This window comes from Peribacillus sp. GL_122, from assembly GCF_057835005.1.
Map to the genome: position 1 here is coordinate 4,968,450 of NZ_CM174415.1, position 20,404 is coordinate 4,988,853.

Below are 20,404 nucleotides of genomic sequence, written 5' to 3' on the forward strand. Positions count from 1 at the left end.
AGTAACAAACAATCCTTCGTTACCTCTATTAATCTGTAAAATAAATCAACACCTCAAGATATACACCCGCCTTTCCAGCCCTATTTCTGACTCCTAAGCGACATAAACAACGGTATGTATCTCCCCATTAAAACACATACCAAACACGTCACAGAGAGCAATCCAAGCCTGAAATAACCTGTTCCAAAACATAGTTCCACTAAACTCAAACCCGATTGGTATGGTATAATTACAGAAGGGTGAATTTTTGCTTCAGGAGGTTAAATAATGACGATCAGCAGCATCATATTGGTGGTAGGTGCAGTCTTTATCGGCGCCTTGATGCGGACGATGTTCGGGTTCGGTGAAGCGATAGTCAGCATGCCCTTGCTTGCCTTACTTCACATTCCGCTTAATACTTCGGTCTCCCTGATTGGGTTGGCAGGTCTTACCGTTGCCTCACTAACCGTCGTTAGCGGATGGCGTCATATCGAACGTTCGGTATTAATCAGGCTCGCGCTTGCAACGGTCATCGGCATACCAGCCGGCCTCGCTTTGCTCCATTACGCACCTTCGATGATCATCACTTCTGCACTCGGTGTTTTTTTGATGGCATATGGAGGATACTCCCTTCTTAAGCAAAAACTTTTCCAGGCTGTGGATAAACCGTTACTCACCTCGAAGGGCTGGGTATGGCCGTTCGGTTTTGCGTCGGGAGTCCTTGGCAGTGCATATAACTTTAATGGGGTGCCGGTCGTCGTCTATGGAACTTTAAGAAGATGGAGTCCGGATCGATTCCGAGGAACATTGCAAGCCCATTTTCTTATATCCGGAATCCTTGTCGTGATGGGGCATGCGCTAGGCGGACTGTGGACAGTCGATTCATTAATTCTCTACGTTTATTCCATTCCTGCCATATTACTGGCGACTGGCCTTGGAATCTTCATGAATAAGCGAATTCCTGCGAAGAAATTCGAAAGCTATTTATTCTTTATCATCATTGCGCTAGGTGTACTATTATTGCTGCCCCATGGCTGAAAACCAATAAAAGCCTGATTTCTCATTGAAACACCGAGAAACCAGGCTTTTTGCAGGATTAATAGAATCATAGTTGAATCGTCAACCCCGGATATCCCGTTTGTTATATCCGATAAAGCCAACAGTCAGTAATACTATGGCTATGATGGTAAGTATGAATACCTTCATGAAGTCCATCTCTTCAATAGGAAGTTTCGGAATATGGCCAAATGGTGTTAGTTTACCCATCCATTCCGGAAATTGAAGCATTCCCCCTAAATAAACGACTAAGATTGAGTATGTCAAGTAAAGCCAAGTCAAGCCAGATAATTTCGGTGCAAAGCCAATAAACAGCACAGCGAGACCAATCATGATCCACATTGCAGGCAGGTAGACCATTGCTGCGCTATATAAAGTGCCGAAAGCAATCCCTTTATCCATCACCGAATTCCCGACTGCCCAAAGACCGATTGCAGCAAGCGTAATCATGAGAAAACCGGCCATGACGGAGATGATAAAATAGCTGCCCATAAGCCTTGTACGTGATACAGCGCGGCTCAGTAAATGTTCAGTACGATTCTTTTTTTCTTCCCCTTTAAGCTTTAACATCGCCATTAAAGGCGGTATGGTGCAAATCATGGAGATGACTGACATCAACATCGTCAAAAATTGTTCTGTCAGCGAATAGCCTTCAACAGGCGTCAATAGTTCGGCCATCATTTCATTTTTTGCAAAAAAGGATTCCAAATCACCTAAAACGGAACCGTAAGATGCTCCCAAAATGAACATCCCGGCTGCCCACGAAATTAATCCTATACGCTGAAGCCTTAACGCAAGGCCAAGCGGACTTTTTAAAAACGTTGAAGCATATTTCCTGCCTGGTTTAGCCGGTATGAATCCAGCTTCCAAATCTCTGATGCCATTCAAATATAGAGATAGGACAACCAAAGTGATTGCCGCACCGATCGTAAGGATGATGGGCCACCAATAATTTTTCACATATACTTCTGAACCTAAAACCCAACCCAATGGAGAAAACCAGGAAAGGGTTTCATTGCTAACGTCCCCAATCGCCCGAATAAGATAGGAGAGAAGCAATACAGTGATGGAATATCCAATCGTACCTCGCGCACTCTCCGTAAGCTGAGCAAATAATGCCGTTATCGCCGAGAAGAAAATACCTGTTGCCCCTAAAGCTGCTCCATACATAAGGGAACCTTCCAAATCCATGCTTTCAATTCCCAGGGCATACAATCCGAAACCCGTTATTATCACGATCAATGCATTCGTTCCAAACGATACGGAAATGGTTGCAAATAAATTAGCCAACCGGCCAGCCGGCAAAGAACGGATCATTTCGATGCGGCCGTCCTCTTCATCTGCGCGTGTATGGCGCGTAACAAGTAAAATACTCATTATCCCCACAGCCATAGCAGTTAAGAGTAACATTTGATGCGCCATCATCGCTCCGTTTGTATAGTCATCCAGACCGTAACCTTTCCCCACCATCGCTGTCATTGCAGGGTTCCTCATCGTTTCTGCAATGGTTTGCCTTTCTATCCCAGTCGGATACAGATCGGTGAATGCCATTGCAACCATAAATGAAAGGACCGATAGGGAAATTATCCAAACAGGGATCCGAATCCGATCTTGCCGTACGATGAATCGGGAGAGCCTTCCTGTATTATGATAGGACTGGTTCGCCATTATAACGCACCTCCCGCCCCAGTATCAGAAGTCTTCCTTTCGCCTTCATAATGGCTCATGAATAATTCTTCCAATGTAGGCGGCGCGCTTTCCAATTTCACAATTCCAAACTGGCTTATATACTTCATGACATTATCCAATTCATTTGTATCCACTTGGAATGAAAGTGCTTGATCTTTCTTCACGATATCCCTAACACCGTTTACATTCCCTAAAGCAGGGATAGGTTGCTTCGTTTCGACAAGCAAGCTTGTTCTCGTTAAATGACGTAACTCATCCAATGTTCCCGTTTCAATTATTTGTCCTTGCCGAATGATGCCCACTTTATCGCATAATCTTTCCACTTCAGAAAGAATGTGACTGGAAAGTAATATGCTTTTTCCTTCATTTTTCGCATCCATCACACATTCCTGGAAAACTCTTTCCATCAATGGATCTAAACCTGATGTTGGTTCATCCAATATATAAAGGTCGGCATCAGATGAGAAAGCAGCAATCAAAGCAACCTTTTGCCGGTTTCCTTTTGAATATGTCCCGCATTTCTTGGAAGGATCCAAATCGAATTTTTTTATAAGTTCTTCACGTCTGCTTTTATTGTTTGCCCCGCGTAATTCAACAAATAGGTCAATAACTTCCCCTCCTGTTAAGTTGGGCCATAGGTTCACATCTCCTGGAACATACGCGATCCGCTTGTGAATTTCAACGGCATCTTTCCATGCATCCATACCAAAAATCTTCGCTTCCCCATCCGTCGCTTTTAAAATCCCTAGCAACACACGGATCGTTGTTGACTTTCCAGCACCATTAGGACCGATGAATCCAAACACCTCACCTTTATTCACTTCAATGTTCACCCCATTTAAAGCGGTAAACTTTCCAAACTTTTTCGTTAAATCCGTTGTTTTCAATACTGACATTCCTCATCCACCTCTTCCTCATTGGATTAAATACGAAAGAAATTATGAAATATTTTAATTGATTTAGTTCATAATATATAAAATAATAATTCCTGACAATAGTTTATGAACTTATTTTATTGTTCTATTACATATTTTTAATTAAACTAAAGTTGAGGTGAAATAAATGGACGGGTTTCAACGCCGCAGGGAACAAAAAAAACTGAATATACTAGAGGCTGCCTTAGCTTTATTCATGGAGTATGGTGTCCAAAAGATTTCTATTGGAGAAATAGCCAAAAAAGCAAATGTATCTCAAGTAACGATATATAATTACTTCGAAAGTAAACATAACTTGATTCATGAGGTTTTTATTCATTATACAAATAAGGCCTTGGATGAATTTGAACAAATACTTAATAGCAACATGGCTTTCCCTGAGAAAATAAAGCAAATCATGTTTACTAAGAATGAAACTGCGAAACAAATTCATGAAGATTTTTATCAATATTTAATGAGGGAATACACTTCCGGAGTCAATTACATGGAAAAAATATATACAGAAAAGGCTCTGCCACGCTTTATTGATCTGTTTAACCAAGGGAAGGAACAAGGATATGTTGATCCAAATTTATCCAATGAAGCGATTTTATTTTATATAAAAGCGATGAATGAATATATCCAACGGGAAGAGGTTTATCAAAGCATCCTGCCTTTGACTGAGGATATCATGAAGATTTTATTTTATGGGATAGTTGGGGAAAATAAGAAATGAACCATAACCGCGGACTTAAAAAACGGTGTGAATCGATTCACACCGTAAAATCTTTTTTAAGCTCATTCAATTCCTTTGCCAAAATGGATTTCCTTAATCCTCTTTGGCGAATGAGTTCTTTCATTTCATCTGGACTTTGATAGGAAAGCCTGAAGTGGTAGTAATTAATATGCTCGATGATGGCAAAAACATAAAGAAATAGATACCAATAAATTCCTGATTCAACTGCTTTTAATTGATAAAAAAAGACTACTATTCCTGTGGCAATAAGGAATAGGTTGACCCTTTTAAAGAATAGAAAAATCCGTAATTGCGTATAAGGTAAATGGGCGTAATCGTTTTCTTTTGCCCGTTTCCATTTAAGAAACCAATATAAACTTCCTTGAAGCAAAATAAATTCCAGCAGGACGAACGCATAAACAGATGAAAATGAGGTTAAGTAGGAATCGGTCCAATCATGTTGCATCAGAAACGAAACCCACAGTACAGCAAAAATCACAGTTGCCATCAATTCGCCTGTATATAAATGAAATAATTTTCTTTTCACCCTTTTTTGCATAGATTCCCCTTCTCACCCCTTAATCAGTTTTCCCATCTATAATCTTCTTGAAGCTTAACCCCACCTTATTTTCCCATATATATGTAATATACGATGGACAAAGTTTTCCGTTTCATGAATTCCGCTATAAATTTCTTTTTTCTGTTAAATGAAATTTCCGATGCATATCAATAATTCAATGATAAAATTGGTAATTATTGTTATATTATGATTAGAACTAGTAATAATCATTCGTTATGGAGGGATTAGTGAATTGAGTCATTTTATACATAATACATTGTCGGGACTAAAAGAATTGTTGAATAAGAAAGACCAAATGAAGACAGTATCAGACGAAGGCGAGGTTGGTAACGTTTCTTGTTCTTTTAATGCTCCAATAAAGACAACTGAAGTTGAAATGTTTGAAAGTGAAAACAATATCAAGCTTCCTGAAGACTATAAGGCATTCTTAACACTCCATAATGGGGCAAGAATATATGAATTGATCGATGACGACGGTGTTAACATAGGGGGCGGTCTTCATTTATTTAGTTTAAATGAAGTAAAAGAGGCTCAAGAACTTGAGATTATAGGTGAACAGGGGATTCCGATTGGACATTTATTGGAAGATTGTTTTCTAATATTAGATAAAGAAAAACTAAAGGCCGAGGATCCAAATTACCTTCATATATTGGAGTTTACAGAACTATCCTCTCTGAATCTTAATTTTGAAATCTTCTTGGACCGCTACATTATTTCACAAGGTGTACCGTTTTGGAGCTGGCCTATATACACAGCTGAAAACTACTATAGAACCAGGTAAAATAAATAAAAAGAGCGATTGCTAAGAAATGCAGTCGCTCTTTTTTTGTTTCGACTCTTCCATTCAGATCCCGAAAGCCCATTTTAATTCGTGGTCAATGTTAATAGTTTGGCGGAAGTATAATTATATTTCTCAATTGAAAAATCGAAAACGACTCCTGCTTTTAAAAAGACCGTATTTTCAACAATTAAAGTCGGATCTCCTGGTTGCAAGTCCAAAAGCTTTGCATCATCGTCATTTAGTTTCTCACACGAAATGATTTTATCTGCAAAACCAATATTCAGCTTTAAATCTTCGACTATATATTCATAAATGGAACCATTTGCGATTTCTTTATTTAAAATGGGAATGATGTCTTTATTGAAAAAGGACTCTTCTATTACAATGGGTTCACCATTTAAGTACCTAACCCGTTTGAGGTTATAGATTTTGGTTTTCACATTACATTTCATTTGTTCGGCCAATTTTTCATCAGCTTCTATTAATTCCAACTTCAATACTTTACTTGTCATTTCATCCTTTGCAAACTCTTTGGTCAAACCATTCATATCCTTCATCGAAATACAGCCAGGTCTGGAAAATTCCCTTAGGAATATGCCGCTTCCTTGAACTTGATATATATAACCCTGTTCAACCAATATATTGATTGCTTTTCTTATGGTATTCCTGCTGACATCGAACTTCTTCATCAACTCTTCTTCAGTAGGTAACTTAGTATTTAATGTATATTTTCCATCTAATATTTCTTTCTCCATTTGTTCTACGACCATTCTATACTTTACACCCATATTTCCATATACCTTCCTCTATACATAATGATTTCGAACGTTTTCGAACAATAGTTTAGACTAAAAGAGAGGTTTTCTTTACAATAGTTTATTTCATAACGATTGTAAAGAAACCTCTGTTTCTTTTTAAATCAACTAACTTTTTCAATTGGGGTTTCTTGTTCCAGCGCTACTTTATCAAGCATTTTAACGAATGGGAAATATACCACGGTAGCCATACCCAATATAGCTAGTTGGACGACTGCCCCTTGCCATCCCGATAATAAAAAGCCTGAAATGATTGGCGGGGTTGTCCACGGGACCTGTACCGCTGTAAATGGATGGATAAACCCTAAAATAATTGAAAAATACGTCATCAATACGGCAATGACAGGTACCAAAACGAATGGAACGATCATTAAAGGGTTAAATATGATGGGTAGCCCGAAAATGATTGGTTCATTAATATTGAATATACCTGGAACCAGCGACATTTTAGATAACTGATTCACTTGCTGTGATTTAGCGACAAGCAGCGCTGCTGCAATTAAACCTAATGTTATGCCCGCACCACCGAATTTCGCGTAAATATCCACTAGCTGAACCGTAACGATTTTTGCATTTCCGCCTACGGCCAACGTGTTACCGGCATCTATGACAGCTTGATTCGCCAAGGCATTTGAAGTTAAAATAGGTGCCATGATTCCCATCACGATATTCGGACCGTGTAATCCAAACCACCAGAAAATGGAGATTAATGCCATGATAATGATGATTCCAGGTAATGTATCTGATAGATTTTGCATGGGGATCTGTAATACTTTATAAATGATTTCAGTCATTGATACGCCTTGAATCTTATCACAAATGAGGAAAATGAACATCGATAATAACATGATCACAAATCCAGGAACTAATGCCGAGAAGGCATTTGAAACACCAGATGGCACGCTTTCCGGCATTTTGATCCTGATATTTTTTTTGATGAACCATGTGTAGATCGCACCGACAGCCAACCCTACCAATATGGATGTTATCATCCCTTGTCCGCCTGTCCAGGCTTTAGGAATGACTCCGCCAACCACTTCCCCAGAAGGACTTTCAACAAATGAATTGCTGAGAATCAAAAATGAAATGATACCGATTATCCCTGCTGGAACGGCTTCAATATTGCTTGTTTTCACATAGGAGTAAGCGATTCCAAAAACGGCTATGAGAGCAAGAATGTCAAAAGTGGCTCCTGTAACTTGATTCAATGGCACCATCCAATCTGCACCAAATAAATTAGCCATGATTTCATTCCAATTCTTGATCGGCAGGTTTGCTATTAATAAGAAAATGGAGCCAATAAGTGTCAATGGCATCGTAAGTACGAAACCATCCTTAAGTGCGACGGTTGCTTTTGCATTTGAAAATTTCATGAATGCAGGCATCATTTTCTCGAATAGTTTTTCAATACGCGACATAACTACCCCTCCTAGTCAATAGTGAATAATCCTTACTAAGTAAGACTGACCTTATCCTGGAAATAGATTAGGTCAGTCTTTTTCATGATGACTGAAAGCGTTATAGCTCTTCTCCTCTTGTTTCAATAATGTGCTTATACCAATGGAACGATAACTTCTTCTTCCTTTCCAAATTATTTTTATGATCCACGTAAATAAAACCGTATTGTTTTTTATAGCCGTTTAACCAGCTTAATAAGTCAATGACTGACCAAGCATAATAGCCTTTTAAGTTAATTCCTTCACTTATTGCACTTTTAATCACTGTTAAATGCTCTTCAATATACTTGATTCTTGGGACATCGACAAATTCACCTTCTATGATCGGATCTTCGTCGCCTAAACCATTTTCAGTGATATAAAGTTTTACATCGCCATAACGTTCCTTCAGCATCCTTAAGCCATCCAAGAACCCCTCAGAAGAAATTTCCCAGCCCCATTTTGTATATACTTTATCCTCCATCATGACCGTTCTGTATACACCGTCGAATGATGGGTTGCCAGGTTTTCCGGTCGCCTTATCACGATCAATTTTCGTGCTTTCAATCGTTCCATTAATTTTGGCTACCCTTGCTGGCTGATAATAATTCAAGCCCATGAAATCATTGTAATCAGCCGTATCCTTCAACAAAGTCAACTCTGCTTCTGTCCAATCAGGTGTCAGGCCTTTTTCCTTTAAGGCATCCACTACATAACTTGGATATTCCCCTTTTAAAATCGGATCATAATACCAAAATGTTTGATAGTGATTCGCATGCATCGAGGCAAAAATATTTTCTTCTTTGCCGTCAATGCTAAAAGCGGGGTTAAAAACATGTGTTATGCCAATTTCGCCGAATTGCCTTAAGTTTTTATAGATTTGAACGGCTTCAGCATGAGCCACGAATACATTATGAGTAGCTTGAAAGTATTTTTTTTGATCGTTTACAAGTCCTGGTGGATGGGCTCCATTCAAATATCCTAATGTGCAGAATACAACGGTTTCATTAAAAGTTATCCAATGTTTAACCCTGTCACCGAAAGCCTCGAAACAAACCTCGGCGTATTTAGCGAATGCACGTATCGTTCTTTTATTCACCCAGCCCCCGTCTGCTTCTAAATTCTGTGGTAAATCCCAATGGTATAGTGTAACGAACGGGACGATTCCATATTTCAAGCATTCGTCTATGACATTATTGTAAAATTCGATTCCTTTTTCGTTTATTTCACCGTCACCGTCCGGGATGATACGCGCCCAGGAAACTGAAAATCTATAAGACTCCAATCCCATTTCTGCCATTAGTTTTATATCTTCTTTATATCTATGGTAATGATCAATCGCTACATCACCGTTTGTATTTTCGAATGTTTTACCTGGAATCTTTGAAAAGACGTCCCAATTACTCAGCCCTTTTCCATCTTCATTCCAGGCACCCTCCACTTGATATGATGCAGATGCAGCTCCGAATAAAAAGTCTTTTGGAAATTTCATGTTGTACCTCCCACTATTGCTTTTTCACTAGATTCAATGCGGTTTCTAAAACCTTCTTGCCGTTCATCATGCCGTAGTCCATTGTATTTATCACCTCGACAGGAACCGATTTCGGTTCGCAAACGGCTTTTGCTTTAGACAGAAGGAACTTAACTTGTGGTCCTAATAGAGCCACATCAATTGAATCTGCGATCTGTTCCAATTCAGATTCTGGATATGCATTGATTTCTACTTCCAAACTATTTGCTTGAGCTTCTTTTTTCATTTTTGTCACTAACATACTTGTTGACATTCCTGCCGAACAAAACAAACCGATTTTAACCATTTTCATTTCCCTCCAATTTTTCTTTTAATGCATTTATATCTTTTTGCATCGAAATTAGATTGTTTAATAGTTCTTTCACTAGAATGGCATTCATTAAATGATCCTGAGCATGAATCATTAAGATGCCAATATCCGTTTTGTTTCCATTTGCCTCATTTGTTATTAATCTAGTTTGGGCTTTATGTGCTTCTATTAAGGCTGCTTCCCCTTGATGTATCAATTCCTCTGCTTCTTCATATTTATGGTCCCGCACAAGGGAAATCGCTTGATAAAAGTTGGATTTGGCATCTCCCGCTCCAGCAATCAAGCCAAATATGATCATCTGTACATCTTCTTCAGAAGTATAAGGCATCTATAATACCCCTCCATTTCATAAGAATGATTTATATTTATTGGTACAAATTCATTGGTATGAATATAGTATAAAACGTACACACGGAAATGTAAACGCTTATATTCTATCTATTCAAATAATTTCTTGCGTTTTTATTCAGCAACAAAGGAAGCCAATCTTTTTGATTGGCCCCTTCCTTCAATCTTGGTGTTCATTATCTTTGCCATTGGTAAGTAGCCACGGATTTGGCCGGCAGCTCACCCTTGATTTGTTCACCCTCGCTAATGAACTTGAATTTTTGAGGTTCATAGGATTGATTGATAACTATAGATACAAGTGTCTTTTGGTCAGGACTTAAGAATGTTACATTTGTAACCGTATCCGAAGAACCATAATCACTTTCAACACGAGTGAACCCTGGCTTAACAAACTTGGAGAAATGCCCAGTTAAATAATATTCCGGAGTCAACCAGTAATTATCCCTATCTGCTGAATCTTGAATCAATAGTGTAGGATCCGGCTGACCCACCCATTGATGCGTTTGAATGTCGCTATCCAGCATGACCACCCAGGAATTATAACTCCTCGCCCAGTTTCTCATGTATTGCGCAATTCGATCCGCGCCATACGTTCCCCAAACTGCACGCTCCGTTAAATACACGTTTTTCTGTGGGAATAAGTTGTGTAATCTAGTCATTTCAGACAAGGATCCGCCGTAATCGTGGAAAGCCGTACCATCTAAAGCATCATAGGCTCCCTTATCTTTTAACAATTGTTCCGCGTATGCTCCTGTATCACTTGGGTTATGATCAAATCCCCAAAGTTTTACATGCTTGAAACCGTTGTTATCGAGCTCTTTTCTTAGGAGTGCCGCTAATTCCGCTGCCTGGCTGTAAGGCATATTGGTACTCGGGTACTCAATCTCCAGCATCGGTTCATTTTGCAAGGTCATTGCACTTATATCGATTCCCTGTTTCTTATAGGCTTGAAAGTATTTCAAATAATATTTTGCCAGGATTGGCAGGTATTCGTCTTTCACCTGTCCTTTGATCATGCTGTCAGACGTTTTCATCCAGCCTGGAGGACTCCATGGGGAGGCAAAGAATGTAACATCCGGATTGATTTCCTTAATTTGTTTTAACGTTTCAATAATCTTATAATCAATATCCTTTTGGATTGAAAAATGCTTCAGATTGACATCCGTTTTCCCTGGCGGCATGTCGTCATACGTATAAAATTCCTGTGCCGTGAAGTCAGATGTGCCAATCGTTGTTCGAATAAGGCTCATTCCGATGCCTTTATCCGGATCTATCAATTTATCGAGAACTTCCTGTCTCTTATCAGGGGACATTTTCGTCAAATTATGAACGGTCGACTCATCCATTGAAGAACCGATTCCCAATATGCTTTGGTATTGTTTGGTCGGATCAATGTTTATGGTGGTAAGATTGGATGCATCCGGTTTGGTGATGTCCAATTTTTCCTGCTTGGATAACTTCTTATCATCTGGTTGATACCTAGAATCAAAGTACCAAGCAACATCACTTGGTTCCCGTTCATTCGTGATCCATGATTCAACTGCCTTTGCTTTAATAACTTCTGCGGGTACATCCTCAGTCGGAGGATGTGTTGCCGGAATATTGCCAACCCGCTTAAAATCGAACCAGTTTAAGTTCAATGATCCCTCGATATATTCAAATTTGATCTTTTGTTTACCCTTCTTCAAGATGACGCCATCAACCGTAGATGTGTCCCAATTTTGCCATCCTCCAGTGGATCCGACTCGTAACTTACCAAGCAGCTTCTTTTCTTCGCTAACGATATTAATCCCGGTTTGACCACTTAGATTGGCCGCATAACGAAAATCGGCTTGATAAAGGCCATCCTGTTCAACATTTATTTCGTACTCCAACCAATCTCTTGCATCCGCATACCCCATATTTAATGACTCTTCAGATGAATTTTCCGTTTGCAATCCGTATTGGGCGGCAAAATCCTCTGCTTCAATTTTCCCTGGTACTTTTAAGCCAGGCTTTTCAGGGAGCTCTGGTTTTTCAGGCAGCTTTGGCGTGGCCTGCTTCTTCGTCAGACCATATCCATAATTAAACATAAAATGATCCTTTTTGTTTTCCCTATTTTCATAGGCTTCCAAATAGAAAGGCCAACTGACTGGCAATTTACCTGAAAATTCCTCACCACCGAGCAAGACATCTGCAACTCCTGCACCCTCAGTACCAGGAAGCCACGCTGCAACCAAACCTGACCAATCTTTCATTTCATCCGTAATGATCATCGGCCGGCCGGATACTAATACGACAACGATCGGAATATTCGGATCTGCCTTGCGGACATTCTCCAATGTTAATAGATCCATTCGATTTAAATGAAGATCAGTGGCATCACCATCAGTTTCTGCATATGGTTCTTCACCTACAACAACGATAGCAGCATCATTTCCTTTTGCTCCTCTTCCATGTTTGTTATAAGTGATTTTCTTTTGTTTTCCACCAACTTCTTTTAATCCTTCTAGAATAGTCGTACCCTCAGTCGTATCACCTGATTTCCCTTGCCATGATATCGTCCAGCCACCCGACTGCTTTCCGATATCATCAGCGCTTCTGCCTGCCACAAATATTTTGTCCATTTTCTTTAATTGAGAAAGAATCGGTTTACCATTCACTTTATCATTTTTTAATAGGACTAGAGATTCACTGACGGATTGACGCGCTATTTCCCTGTTCTTTTCAGACCCAAATGACTTAGCCAACTTTGGATTTGTCATTGGTTTTTCAAAAACACCAGACTCAAACTTGACCCGAAGAATCCGTGTAACGGCATCATCTAGCCTTTTTTCTGAAATTCCACCTTCATTCACCAGTTCTTTTGTAAGCCTAAGTGTCTCTTTCCAGTTTTCAGGCTGCATCAACATATCGACCCCAGCATTCACTGCCACTTCAATCTGCTGCTTTAACCCGGAAACCGCATTCCCATTTTGATCCTTCGTGATTTGCTGTATCCCATACCAATCAGAAATGACAAATCCCGTAAAGCCCATATCCTTCTTCAATACATCGGTAAGCAGCCGTTTGTTCGCATGCATTTTCAACCCTTCAATACTATGAAAAGAAGCCATCACCGTTCTGGCCCCTGATTCAATAGCCTCCTCATATATCTTCTTGTCATTCTTAAGTATCTCTTCTTCTGTATACTCAGTTACATCACCTTGATTGACTCCGCCTTTTGTATATCCTTCACCAATGAAATGTTTAGCGGTAGCTAAAACATTTTCCGTTTTCTTAAGGTTTTTGCCTTGAAGCCCGTCAATATAGGCTGCACCCATGTTGGCAACGAGTTTTGAGTTTTCTCCAAACCCTTCATACGTTCTTCCCCATCGGATGTTTTGGACATTGGCCATTGTCGGGGCAAACGTCCAATTCACGCCTGTAGATTTGATTTCTGATGCGGCAGCATGTCCAATTTTCTCTATTAATTCTGTATTCCTAGTGGCACCTAAACCAATATTATGCGGGAAAATGGTAGCGCCTTTTACGTTATTATGACCGTGGACAGCATCTGCTCCATATAATAGTGGAATGCCCAATCGGGTAGAAACAGCTCCGGATTGATATGAATCCACTAAGTTTGACCACTTTTCACGGGTGCTGTTTTCCTCCTTTCCATCCGGAAAAGAACCTCCCCCGCTTAATACCGAACCTAATTTATATTCCTTTACATCATTTGGGGTTACTGAGGCTCGCTCAGCCTGGATCATCTGACCGACCTTTTCATCGATTGTCATTCGTTTTAACAAATCTTTGATTCTTTCTTCATCAGGTGCCTTCTCGTTCATATATAATGGTTTCCCTGCTTGCTTCGCCTTGACTGTCCCTGATATATTCCCGACGAACAAAGTAAAGGTAAAAATACACAAAATTATTATCGTAATGGTTTTTCTCATTTTTCTCCTCCATTATTTGATTTAAATTACTTTTTGCTTCTGATCCAGGTAAATCTCAAAACGAAATGAAGATGCATGTCACCCCCTTTAAAGAAAGATATGAAATATGTTTCTGCTAATCTAAAATTCAGAAGATGATGATCGGATAAAAAACAGAATGTTCTGAATTCAAAAGCTACTCTTCATTAATGACTTCCATCCTTAATTAAAGGGAATTCTGGCATTTTTAATTCAGATTGATAAGTATACATTAAATTCATTGGTATGAATTTATAGGTACAAATGAATTATAAAGCGTTTACATAAAATTGTAAACGCTTTTTTCACTTGCAGATCAAGTCAACAAAACAGGATAATATCTGCCTTTGATAGACTGGTTCTCTTTAATGGCTCTTTCTTACTCTTTCTAAAATTAATATAACTTCAATTATATTTTTTCCTAGGCTTATGGAATTGAACATGTTCCATATCCTCGTGCTGTTCCTTATTTCAACAAAAAAAAGAGACATCAAATCGTTTACGATAGGATGTCTCAAAATCTATTCAATTATCATTTTACCTGTTCCCCAAACTTGCAGTTGTTTATAAATCCTTCATTCTCTTTAATGTGTAAACAAAGTATTCCCAGTTGTTTATGGTCGAAGGGATGCTTAAGTGTTCTTCAGGTGTATGTACGGAAAACATATCCGGTCCGATTGAAACAGTATCCAATCCTGGTAACTTATCTATGAATACCCCACACTCGATCCCTGCATGCACAGCGATGATTTCAATATCTTCATGATATTTTTCTTTGTATGTCTCTTCAAATAATTTCTTGAGTTTCGAATCAGGATTATAGGGCCATTCCGGATAATCCGCGTCAACCAATAGCTCGCACCCAAGCATGTCGGCAATCGCCTTTGCTTGCGTGACCATATTATATTTGATGCTTTTGACCGAACTCCTGATTTCACTTTCGAATATCATTTCCGCTTCATTTGTTGTAACGACACCTAGATTCGTCGAACTTTCCACTAATCCTTCTATTCCCATGCTCATTCCTTGAACGCCATGCGGGATTACCAGTAAGGAGGAAATGGCTTTAGTCACCGTCTCTTTGGAAAAAACGGTTGAAGAAACGGTTTCAATCTTTTCAAACCTGATCGATACTTCAGGGTCAGAAGATTGCAGTTCATTTTTATAAGTATTTTCCCATTGCTGGAGTCTCTCCGTTATCTTCTGAACATCTTCTGCATGAATCAGTACAGTTGCCTCTGCTTCACGAGGAATTGCATTCCCTTTCAGGCCCCCGTTCATTTGCTGTATGTAGCAAGGGAAGTCTGTCGTTAATCCATGTAATACTCTGCCCAAAAGTTTATTGGAGTTCCCTCTTTCCTTATGGATGGACATACCGGAGTGTCCGCCCTTCAACCCTTTAATCCTGATGTTATAAGATACAGCATCAACAATAGAAGCCAATTCCCATCCGATTGGCAGGACCTGCCGAACGCGTATTCCTCCTGCAGAGCTGACCAGCAGCTTTCCATCTTCCTCCGAATCGATATTGATCATCATTTTTCCCTTGAAGTGAGCCGGATCCACGGCAAGAGCACCGTTCATTGTCGTTTCTTCTTCAGTCGTTATGACTATCTCAAGAGAAGGATGCGGAATATCATTTGCATCCAATAATGCCAAAGCATACGCAACAGCAATTCCATTATCCGCCCCCAATGTTGTATCCGTCGCATACAACATGTCTCCCACAATCCTTAATTGAAGCGGATCTTTCTCAAAATCATGAAGCGTACCCTTGTTCTTTTCGCAAACCATATCCATATGCCCCTGGATAATGACGGTAGGTGCACTTTCATATCCAATTGTGGCAGGCTTTTTGATGATAACATTCAGCGCCTCATCCTGGATCACCTCCAGGTCCCTATCCTTAGCGAAGTGAACCAGATAGTCACTGATCGCTTTTTCATTAGCCGATCCTCTCGGGATTTTGGAAATGGCTGCAAAATAATGAAACACCGGATGGCTCGATAATTCTTCTAAAGTGCTATACATGGAAATACACCCTTTCATTTAAAATATTTGTACTGCCTCTCATCCTTTTACTTTTCCAGAACGGAACACTGCTACTCTCGTGAACAATGGATACAGAAAGTACCCCAGATAAACACCACTCATATTCAGGATAAGGTCATCGACATCCAAACTGCCGCGCCGAAAAACAAACTGACAGATTTCGATGCTCGAAATCGAAAGTAATGGATAAAGCAATTTCCTTTTAGCGGAGGGCTCTTTCCCTTCCCTGGACAACAAATACAGCCCGAATGGAATGAACAGCCCCACATTGGCGCTAAGGTTATAAAATGACACAAGCCCGTTCATTTCGTTCGATAAATATAAAAGAATCGTAGAAAAAGGAATCAAATTATACGAATATACCTGCCCTTCTGGCCGAAAGAACAGTAAAACCAATAATGATAAACTGTAGCCAAACAATACTGCCTGCCACAAAAGGCGCGGAATTCGGACCGTTTCACCTCGAAAAAAAAGAACCGTAAACGAAACGAAAAGAAGTATACAAAACCAGACAACGATGATTACTAAAGGATTCAAATATAATCGGAGCTGAAGGAAAAAAGGCAAACCGCACAAAAACAATGCTTGCGACAGCAAAAGGGAAAGCATGACCGATTTTAGAGACATATAACTCCCCCCTTCTATTTCTTTCCAAATCATTGCATATGCTTATATCCTAGGACAACTTTAAGAACCCGTCAACATACTGCATTAACCTGTCAGTAGAAAACCGTCCGTCGAGGGGACGCTTTTCGAATAAATCAACCGATGGGAAGGATAATTCGGCCTTCTTCCGGTAAAACAAAAAAGCAGGTTCCCCATGTTCCGGGAATCCCGCTTTTTTGTTTAATGATAAATTCATAGTGCACGGTACTTTTTCAAACTAATAATATTGATGGTGATAAAAACGGCTGCAAATGCAAGGAGAATGAGGAGATCCAGTAATACCTCATTGAACGTGAAGCCTTTATACATAATGCCGTTCATGGCATCCGAGGCGTAATAGAGAGGCATGATCTTGCCGATTTTTTGCAGCCAGTCTGACATGCCATCCAATGGGAAAATCCCTGTAAAGAATACTTGCGGCACGATGACCAGCGGAATGAATTGTACCATTTGGAATTCAGATGTCGCGAAACTCGATAGTAATGTACCAAGCGATAATGCAACGAGCGCGACCAGTATATTCGTCAGTAAAACGAGCCAAATGGAGCCAACAAGGACGATATCCAATACATTGACAGCATATAAGACGACAATTATGGTTTGAACTAGAGCAAATAAGCCATATCCGATCACATAGCCCGCTACAATTTCGTATCTTTTAATCGGGGTGGCAAGCAGCCGTTCCAATGTACCACTTGTACGCTCTTTCAAAAGCGCAATCCCCGCTATTAAAAATACAAAGAAGAAAACGAAAAAGCTGACGAGCATCGGACTGAAAGTATCAAAACCTTTTGTGCTGGCATCCCCATATACATATTGCTTCTCAATTGAAGGAGTGCTTTTTTCATTCCCTTGCAAAGCCTGCATCATTTGCATTTGAATGGCCTTTGCACGTGATGGTTCGTCGTTCAATAGTGTCAGTTTCATTTTGCCATTTTCAATATGCAGCCAGCCATCCGAATCATTTTCAATCATTTTTTCCTGTGAAAATTCCTCAGCAGCCGTTACTTGAAAATCCGCTTGTTTCAATGCTTTGACCATGGTTTCATCACTGCCTGTAACAACGAGTTTCAAATCACTTGCTTCTGTATCGAAAATAAAATACATGAGCGTTAAAATGAGCAATGGAGCCAGGAAAAATAAAGCGAGTGTCCTTCGATCCCGGCGCAGCTGCTGTGTAATTCGAGTAACTAGAGAGGCAATTCTCATTTTTGGCCACCTCCAATCCTTAAAAAAACATCATCAAGCGTTTCCGCGGCAAATTGCGTTTTTAAAGCTGCCGGGGTTCCTGCCGCGATGATTTCACCTTCACGCAGCATCGCCAGTTTATCGCATCGTTCCGCTTCATCCATTACATGCGTCGTGATGATAATCGTCTTATGATCTTCATTACTTAAACGCTCAAGTTCCTGCCAAATTGATTGTTTCAGCAAAGGGTCTATTCCTACTGTCGGTTCATCCAAAATGAGAATCGCCGGATTTTGGATGAGTGCAACCGCCAGTGACAGACGGCGTTTCATTCCCCCGGAATAATGCGCAACCCGAACATTCAAGTCATTCGTCAACTGTACGATTTCAGCTGCATATTGAATGCGTTCCCTTCGTTCCTTTTTCGAAAAACGGTATAGCTTCGCAAAAAATTCGAGATTTTCAGCTCCCGTCAGTTCTGTATATAAAGCATCGGACTGTGCCATATAGCCGACATCCATTAACAGTGCTTCATTTGGCACTTCATGATCCAGAACCGTGACTTTACCCGCATCGGGCTTAATCAATCCGACAATCATTTTAATCAAGGTCGTCTTTCCGCATCCGGATGGACCTAGCAAGCCAAAAATTCCGCTTTTTTCAATATTCAGGCTCAATGGCTGAATGACCTTTTTCTGATGAAAACCTTTGGCAATTCCTTCAATGGAAATCGCGTTTTTCAATGTACACACATCCTCCCTCTTTAATTAACACGGTGTTGAGTGTATCATCATTCTAAGGCAGCATTTGGTCTAATACAATCAACACATTTGGAAAAATGTTCAGTGAAGGAGACATTCCATGGCATCGATTCATGAGGATATGGTACAAAAGACGAAAATGCAGATACAATATCATTTCATTGCACTCGTTGAAGCAGAGGGGTTCTCACATGTATCAGTGAAGAAAATTGCAGAGCGCGCCAACATTAATCGGGGCACATTCTATTTGCATTACACAGATAAATATGAATTGATGGATCACTTACAGCAGGAATTGTTAAATGAACTTCAAACTCGCATTACTGCCATTTTGCCGAAAGAGGCTTTTATGGCTCTTCATCAACAACAGCTTTACCCGCCCTTCATAGCGATTTTTCAATTCATCAGTGAGCATGCCCACGCTTTGAGGGCCATTCTTGGTGATAAGGGCGATCCTTCTTTAGCGAAAAAAATAAAGCGCGTATTCGGTGAAGTACTATTGGAGCGTTTGATCAGCCATCATCCAGCAGCTAAAGATGAAGCATTCCGCATGTATATGCACGCCTTCATGACATCGGCGATTTTAGGGGTGATACAGGAGTGGCTGGAGAATTGTGAAGAGCAGACGGCGGAAGAAATGGCGAAAATCCATTTTCAAATCTTGAACTTCATCAGCCAATTGCGCACATTCATACAATGAACGATCAAAGGCATGTTCCATCAACATACCTTTAAATCTGATTACATCTTGGCTTCCGCTCCTATATCACCAACGGAATAATACCTGCTCTTAGAGATGCTCATAGCAAAAAAACTCATTTAAAATAAATGAGTTTAAAAGCAAAACAAGATATGGATTTTTCGCTCAGCGTTCCCGGATAGAGCACAGGGATTTCATAATTGAATACCTAATGATGTTAGGATTTTGTTGATTTACCTTAGGGAAAACAATTTTAAAAACGGATTCTTTTTCTTATCCGTTATCCTTAACTCATCCATGATGATTTGATCCTCATGATCGGCTATCCATTTCCTTAGTGCATCTTTATCCTGGCATTGTGTTAAATATGTCTGGCCACCCTTGCCTGTAGCATTAATAACATATCTATTGAACGTCTTCTCCATAATTGCCCGCCTTTTTAATAAAATGTGTTGAATTTTTAAATACGAATGCAATGCTTTTTTTCTTTATCATTTACAAAAGAAACATAATATATATTACAAATTTTGATTGGCAAATAGTGTGTTCTGCTTGAAAGTATTGAATAAAGTACATCGATGCTGGTTATCATAATCGGATTAATCGAACCTATCATAATGTGCTAACTAATATTTGTCAATACGTTTTTAAAATGTAAATGAAACGTAAATTTTCAGTCTTGTTAAAGAAATATTTTTTTACGATTTAGGGGTTTACAACTGCTAAATGATGGGAGTAGAATACGTTTATCAATTTAATGCATTTCGGCCTAAACTCAAGGGAATTGAGTACGGAGGACCCAATCAATTGGGGTTAATTCTGCCTTGCAGAAGGGATGAGATCAGCTCTTTCGCCATCCTACCCGTCAGCTAACTTCGTCGGCTAAAGCGAAGGAGGTCATAAGACCGCCTATTTCGGGAGTTT

At 39.8% G+C, this 20,404-nt stretch carries 18 protein-coding genes and 1 riboswitch; of the genes, 4 read left to right on the forward strand and 14 right to left on the reverse strand.

The window, feature by feature from the left end:
• The first annotated feature begins 267 nt into the window (after nucleotides 1-267).
• Nucleotides 268-1,017: a sulfite exporter TauE/SafE family protein gene (locus AC3ISB_RS24075; protein ID WP_144529065.1), complete on the forward strand. Its 750-nt coding sequence runs from the start codon at nucleotides 268-270 to the stop codon at nucleotides 1,015-1,017.
• An 81-nt stretch (nucleotides 1,018-1,098) separates the two neighbouring features.
• On the opposite strand, the gene AC3ISB_RS24080 is transcribed toward AC3ISB_RS24075, so the two are convergent.
• Together AC3ISB_RS24080 and AC3ISB_RS24085 are read right to left on the reverse strand one after the other, a co-directional pair.
• Complete coding sequence (locus AC3ISB_RS24080; RefSeq protein WP_489274697.1) at nucleotides 1,099-2,703, reverse strand: ABC transporter permease; 1,605 nt, start codon at nucleotides 2,701-2,703, stop codon at nucleotides 1,099-1,101.
• On the reverse strand, nucleotides 2,703-3,620 hold the full coding sequence (locus AC3ISB_RS24085) for an ABC transporter ATP-binding protein (RefSeq protein ID WP_489274699.1): 918 nt from the start codon (nucleotides 3,618-3,620) through the stop codon (nucleotides 2,703-2,705). The genes AC3ISB_RS24080 and AC3ISB_RS24085 overlap by 1 nt, the downstream gene beginning before the upstream one ends.
• A 166-nt stretch (nucleotides 3,621-3,786) precedes the next feature.
• Here AC3ISB_RS24085 and AC3ISB_RS24090 point away from each other — a divergent pair, with 166 nt between their 5' ends.
• Nucleotides 3,787-4,374, forward strand: coding sequence for a TetR/AcrR family transcriptional regulator (locus tag AC3ISB_RS24090; RefSeq protein WP_489274701.1), 588 nt, complete (start codon nucleotides 3,787-3,789; stop codon nucleotides 4,372-4,374).
• Nucleotides 4,375-4,411: 37 nt separating this feature from the next.
• On the opposite strand, the gene AC3ISB_RS24095 is transcribed toward AC3ISB_RS24090, so the two are convergent.
• The gene (locus AC3ISB_RS24095) at nucleotides 4,412-4,933 is read right to left on the reverse strand and encodes a hypothetical protein (RefSeq protein WP_141992545.1); all 522 of its coding nucleotides are present in this window, start codon (nucleotides 4,931-4,933) and stop codon (nucleotides 4,412-4,414) included.
• 253 nt (nucleotides 4,934-5,186) lie between these two features.
• Here AC3ISB_RS24095 and AC3ISB_RS24100 point away from each other — a divergent pair, with 253 nt between their 5' ends.
• Nucleotides 5,187-5,735, forward strand: coding sequence for an SMI1/KNR4 family protein (locus AC3ISB_RS24100; protein WP_489274703.1), 549 nt, complete (start codon nucleotides 5,187-5,189; stop codon nucleotides 5,733-5,735).
• 83 nt (nucleotides 5,736-5,818) lie between these two features.
• On the opposite strand, the gene AC3ISB_RS24105 is transcribed toward AC3ISB_RS24100, so the two are convergent.
• The 10 genes from AC3ISB_RS24105 to AC3ISB_RS24150 form a co-directional block, all read right to left on the reverse strand.
• Entirely contained in the window at nucleotides 5,819-6,523 is a 705-nt protein-coding gene (locus AC3ISB_RS24105) for a GntR family transcriptional regulator (RefSeq protein WP_141992543.1), read from the reverse strand.
• A 131-nt stretch (nucleotides 6,524-6,654) separates the two neighbouring features.
• Nucleotides 6,655-7,968, reverse strand: a complete 1,314-nt coding sequence (locus AC3ISB_RS24110) for a PTS sugar transporter subunit IIC (RefSeq protein WP_489274706.1) — start codon at nucleotides 7,966-7,968, stop codon at nucleotides 6,655-6,657.
• A gap of 100 nt (nucleotides 7,969-8,068) precedes the next feature.
• Nucleotides 8,069-9,478, reverse strand: coding sequence for a glycoside hydrolase family 1 protein (locus AC3ISB_RS24115; RefSeq protein ID WP_489274707.1), 1,410 nt, complete (start codon nucleotides 9,476-9,478; stop codon nucleotides 8,069-8,071).
• A 13-nt stretch (nucleotides 9,479-9,491) separates the two neighbouring features.
• A complete protein-coding gene (locus AC3ISB_RS24120; protein WP_098373050.1) occupies nucleotides 9,492-9,803 on the reverse strand; it encodes a PTS sugar transporter subunit IIB in 312 nt (103 codons plus the stop codon).
• Entirely contained in the window at nucleotides 9,796-10,155 is a 360-nt protein-coding gene (locus AC3ISB_RS24125) for a PTS lactose/cellobiose transporter subunit IIA (protein WP_141992540.1), read from the reverse strand. Before AC3ISB_RS24125 ends, AC3ISB_RS24120 begins: the two co-directional genes overlap by 8 nt.
• 196 nt (nucleotides 10,156-10,351) lie before the next feature.
• Nucleotides 10,352-14,095 carry a glycoside hydrolase family 3 N-terminal domain-containing protein gene (locus AC3ISB_RS24130; protein WP_489274710.1) on the reverse strand — a complete coding sequence of 1,248 codons (3,744 nt, stop codon included), beginning with the start codon at nucleotides 14,093-14,095 and terminating at the stop codon, nucleotides 10,352-10,354.
• 582 nt (nucleotides 14,096-14,677) lie between these two features.
• Nucleotides 14,678-16,144: an aminoacyl-histidine dipeptidase gene (locus AC3ISB_RS24135; RefSeq protein ID WP_489274712.1), complete on the reverse strand. Its 1,467-nt coding sequence runs from the start codon at nucleotides 16,142-16,144 to the stop codon at nucleotides 14,678-14,680.
• Between the two features lie 39 nt (nucleotides 16,145-16,183).
• Nucleotides 16,184-16,792, reverse strand: a complete 609-nt coding sequence (locus tag AC3ISB_RS24140) for a VanZ family protein (protein WP_489274714.1) — start codon at nucleotides 16,790-16,792, stop codon at nucleotides 16,184-16,186.
• 231 nt (nucleotides 16,793-17,023) lie between these two features.
• Nucleotides 17,024-18,040: an ABC transporter permease gene (locus tag AC3ISB_RS24145; RefSeq protein WP_489274716.1), complete on the reverse strand. Its 1,017-nt coding sequence runs from the start codon at nucleotides 18,038-18,040 to the stop codon at nucleotides 17,024-17,026.
• Nucleotides 18,037-18,762 (reverse strand): ABC transporter ATP-binding protein, encoded by a 726-nt coding sequence (locus AC3ISB_RS24150; protein ID WP_098373044.1) that lies wholly within the window; start codon nucleotides 18,760-18,762, stop codon nucleotides 18,037-18,039. The genes AC3ISB_RS24145 and AC3ISB_RS24150 overlap by 4 nt, the downstream gene beginning before the upstream one ends.
• A gap of 118 nt (nucleotides 18,763-18,880) precedes the next feature.
• On the opposite strand from AC3ISB_RS24150, the gene AC3ISB_RS24155 reads away from it, so the two are divergent.
• The gene (locus AC3ISB_RS24155; protein WP_489274717.1) at nucleotides 18,881-19,480 is read left to right on the forward strand and encodes a TetR/AcrR family transcriptional regulator; all 600 of its coding nucleotides are present in this window, start codon (nucleotides 18,881-18,883) and stop codon (nucleotides 19,478-19,480) included.
• Nucleotides 19,481-19,713: 233 nt separating this feature from the next.
• Here AC3ISB_RS24155 and AC3ISB_RS24160 read toward each other — a convergent pair whose 3' ends face one another.
• Nucleotides 19,714-19,905: a hypothetical protein gene (locus tag AC3ISB_RS24160; protein WP_076370632.1), complete on the reverse strand. Its 192-nt coding sequence runs from the start codon at nucleotides 19,903-19,905 to the stop codon at nucleotides 19,714-19,716.
• 331 nt (nucleotides 19,906-20,236) lie between these two features.
• Nucleotides 20,237-20,379, forward strand: a riboswitch (cyclic di-AMP (ydaO/yuaA leader).
• Nucleotides 20,380-20,404: the final 25 nt, after the last annotated feature.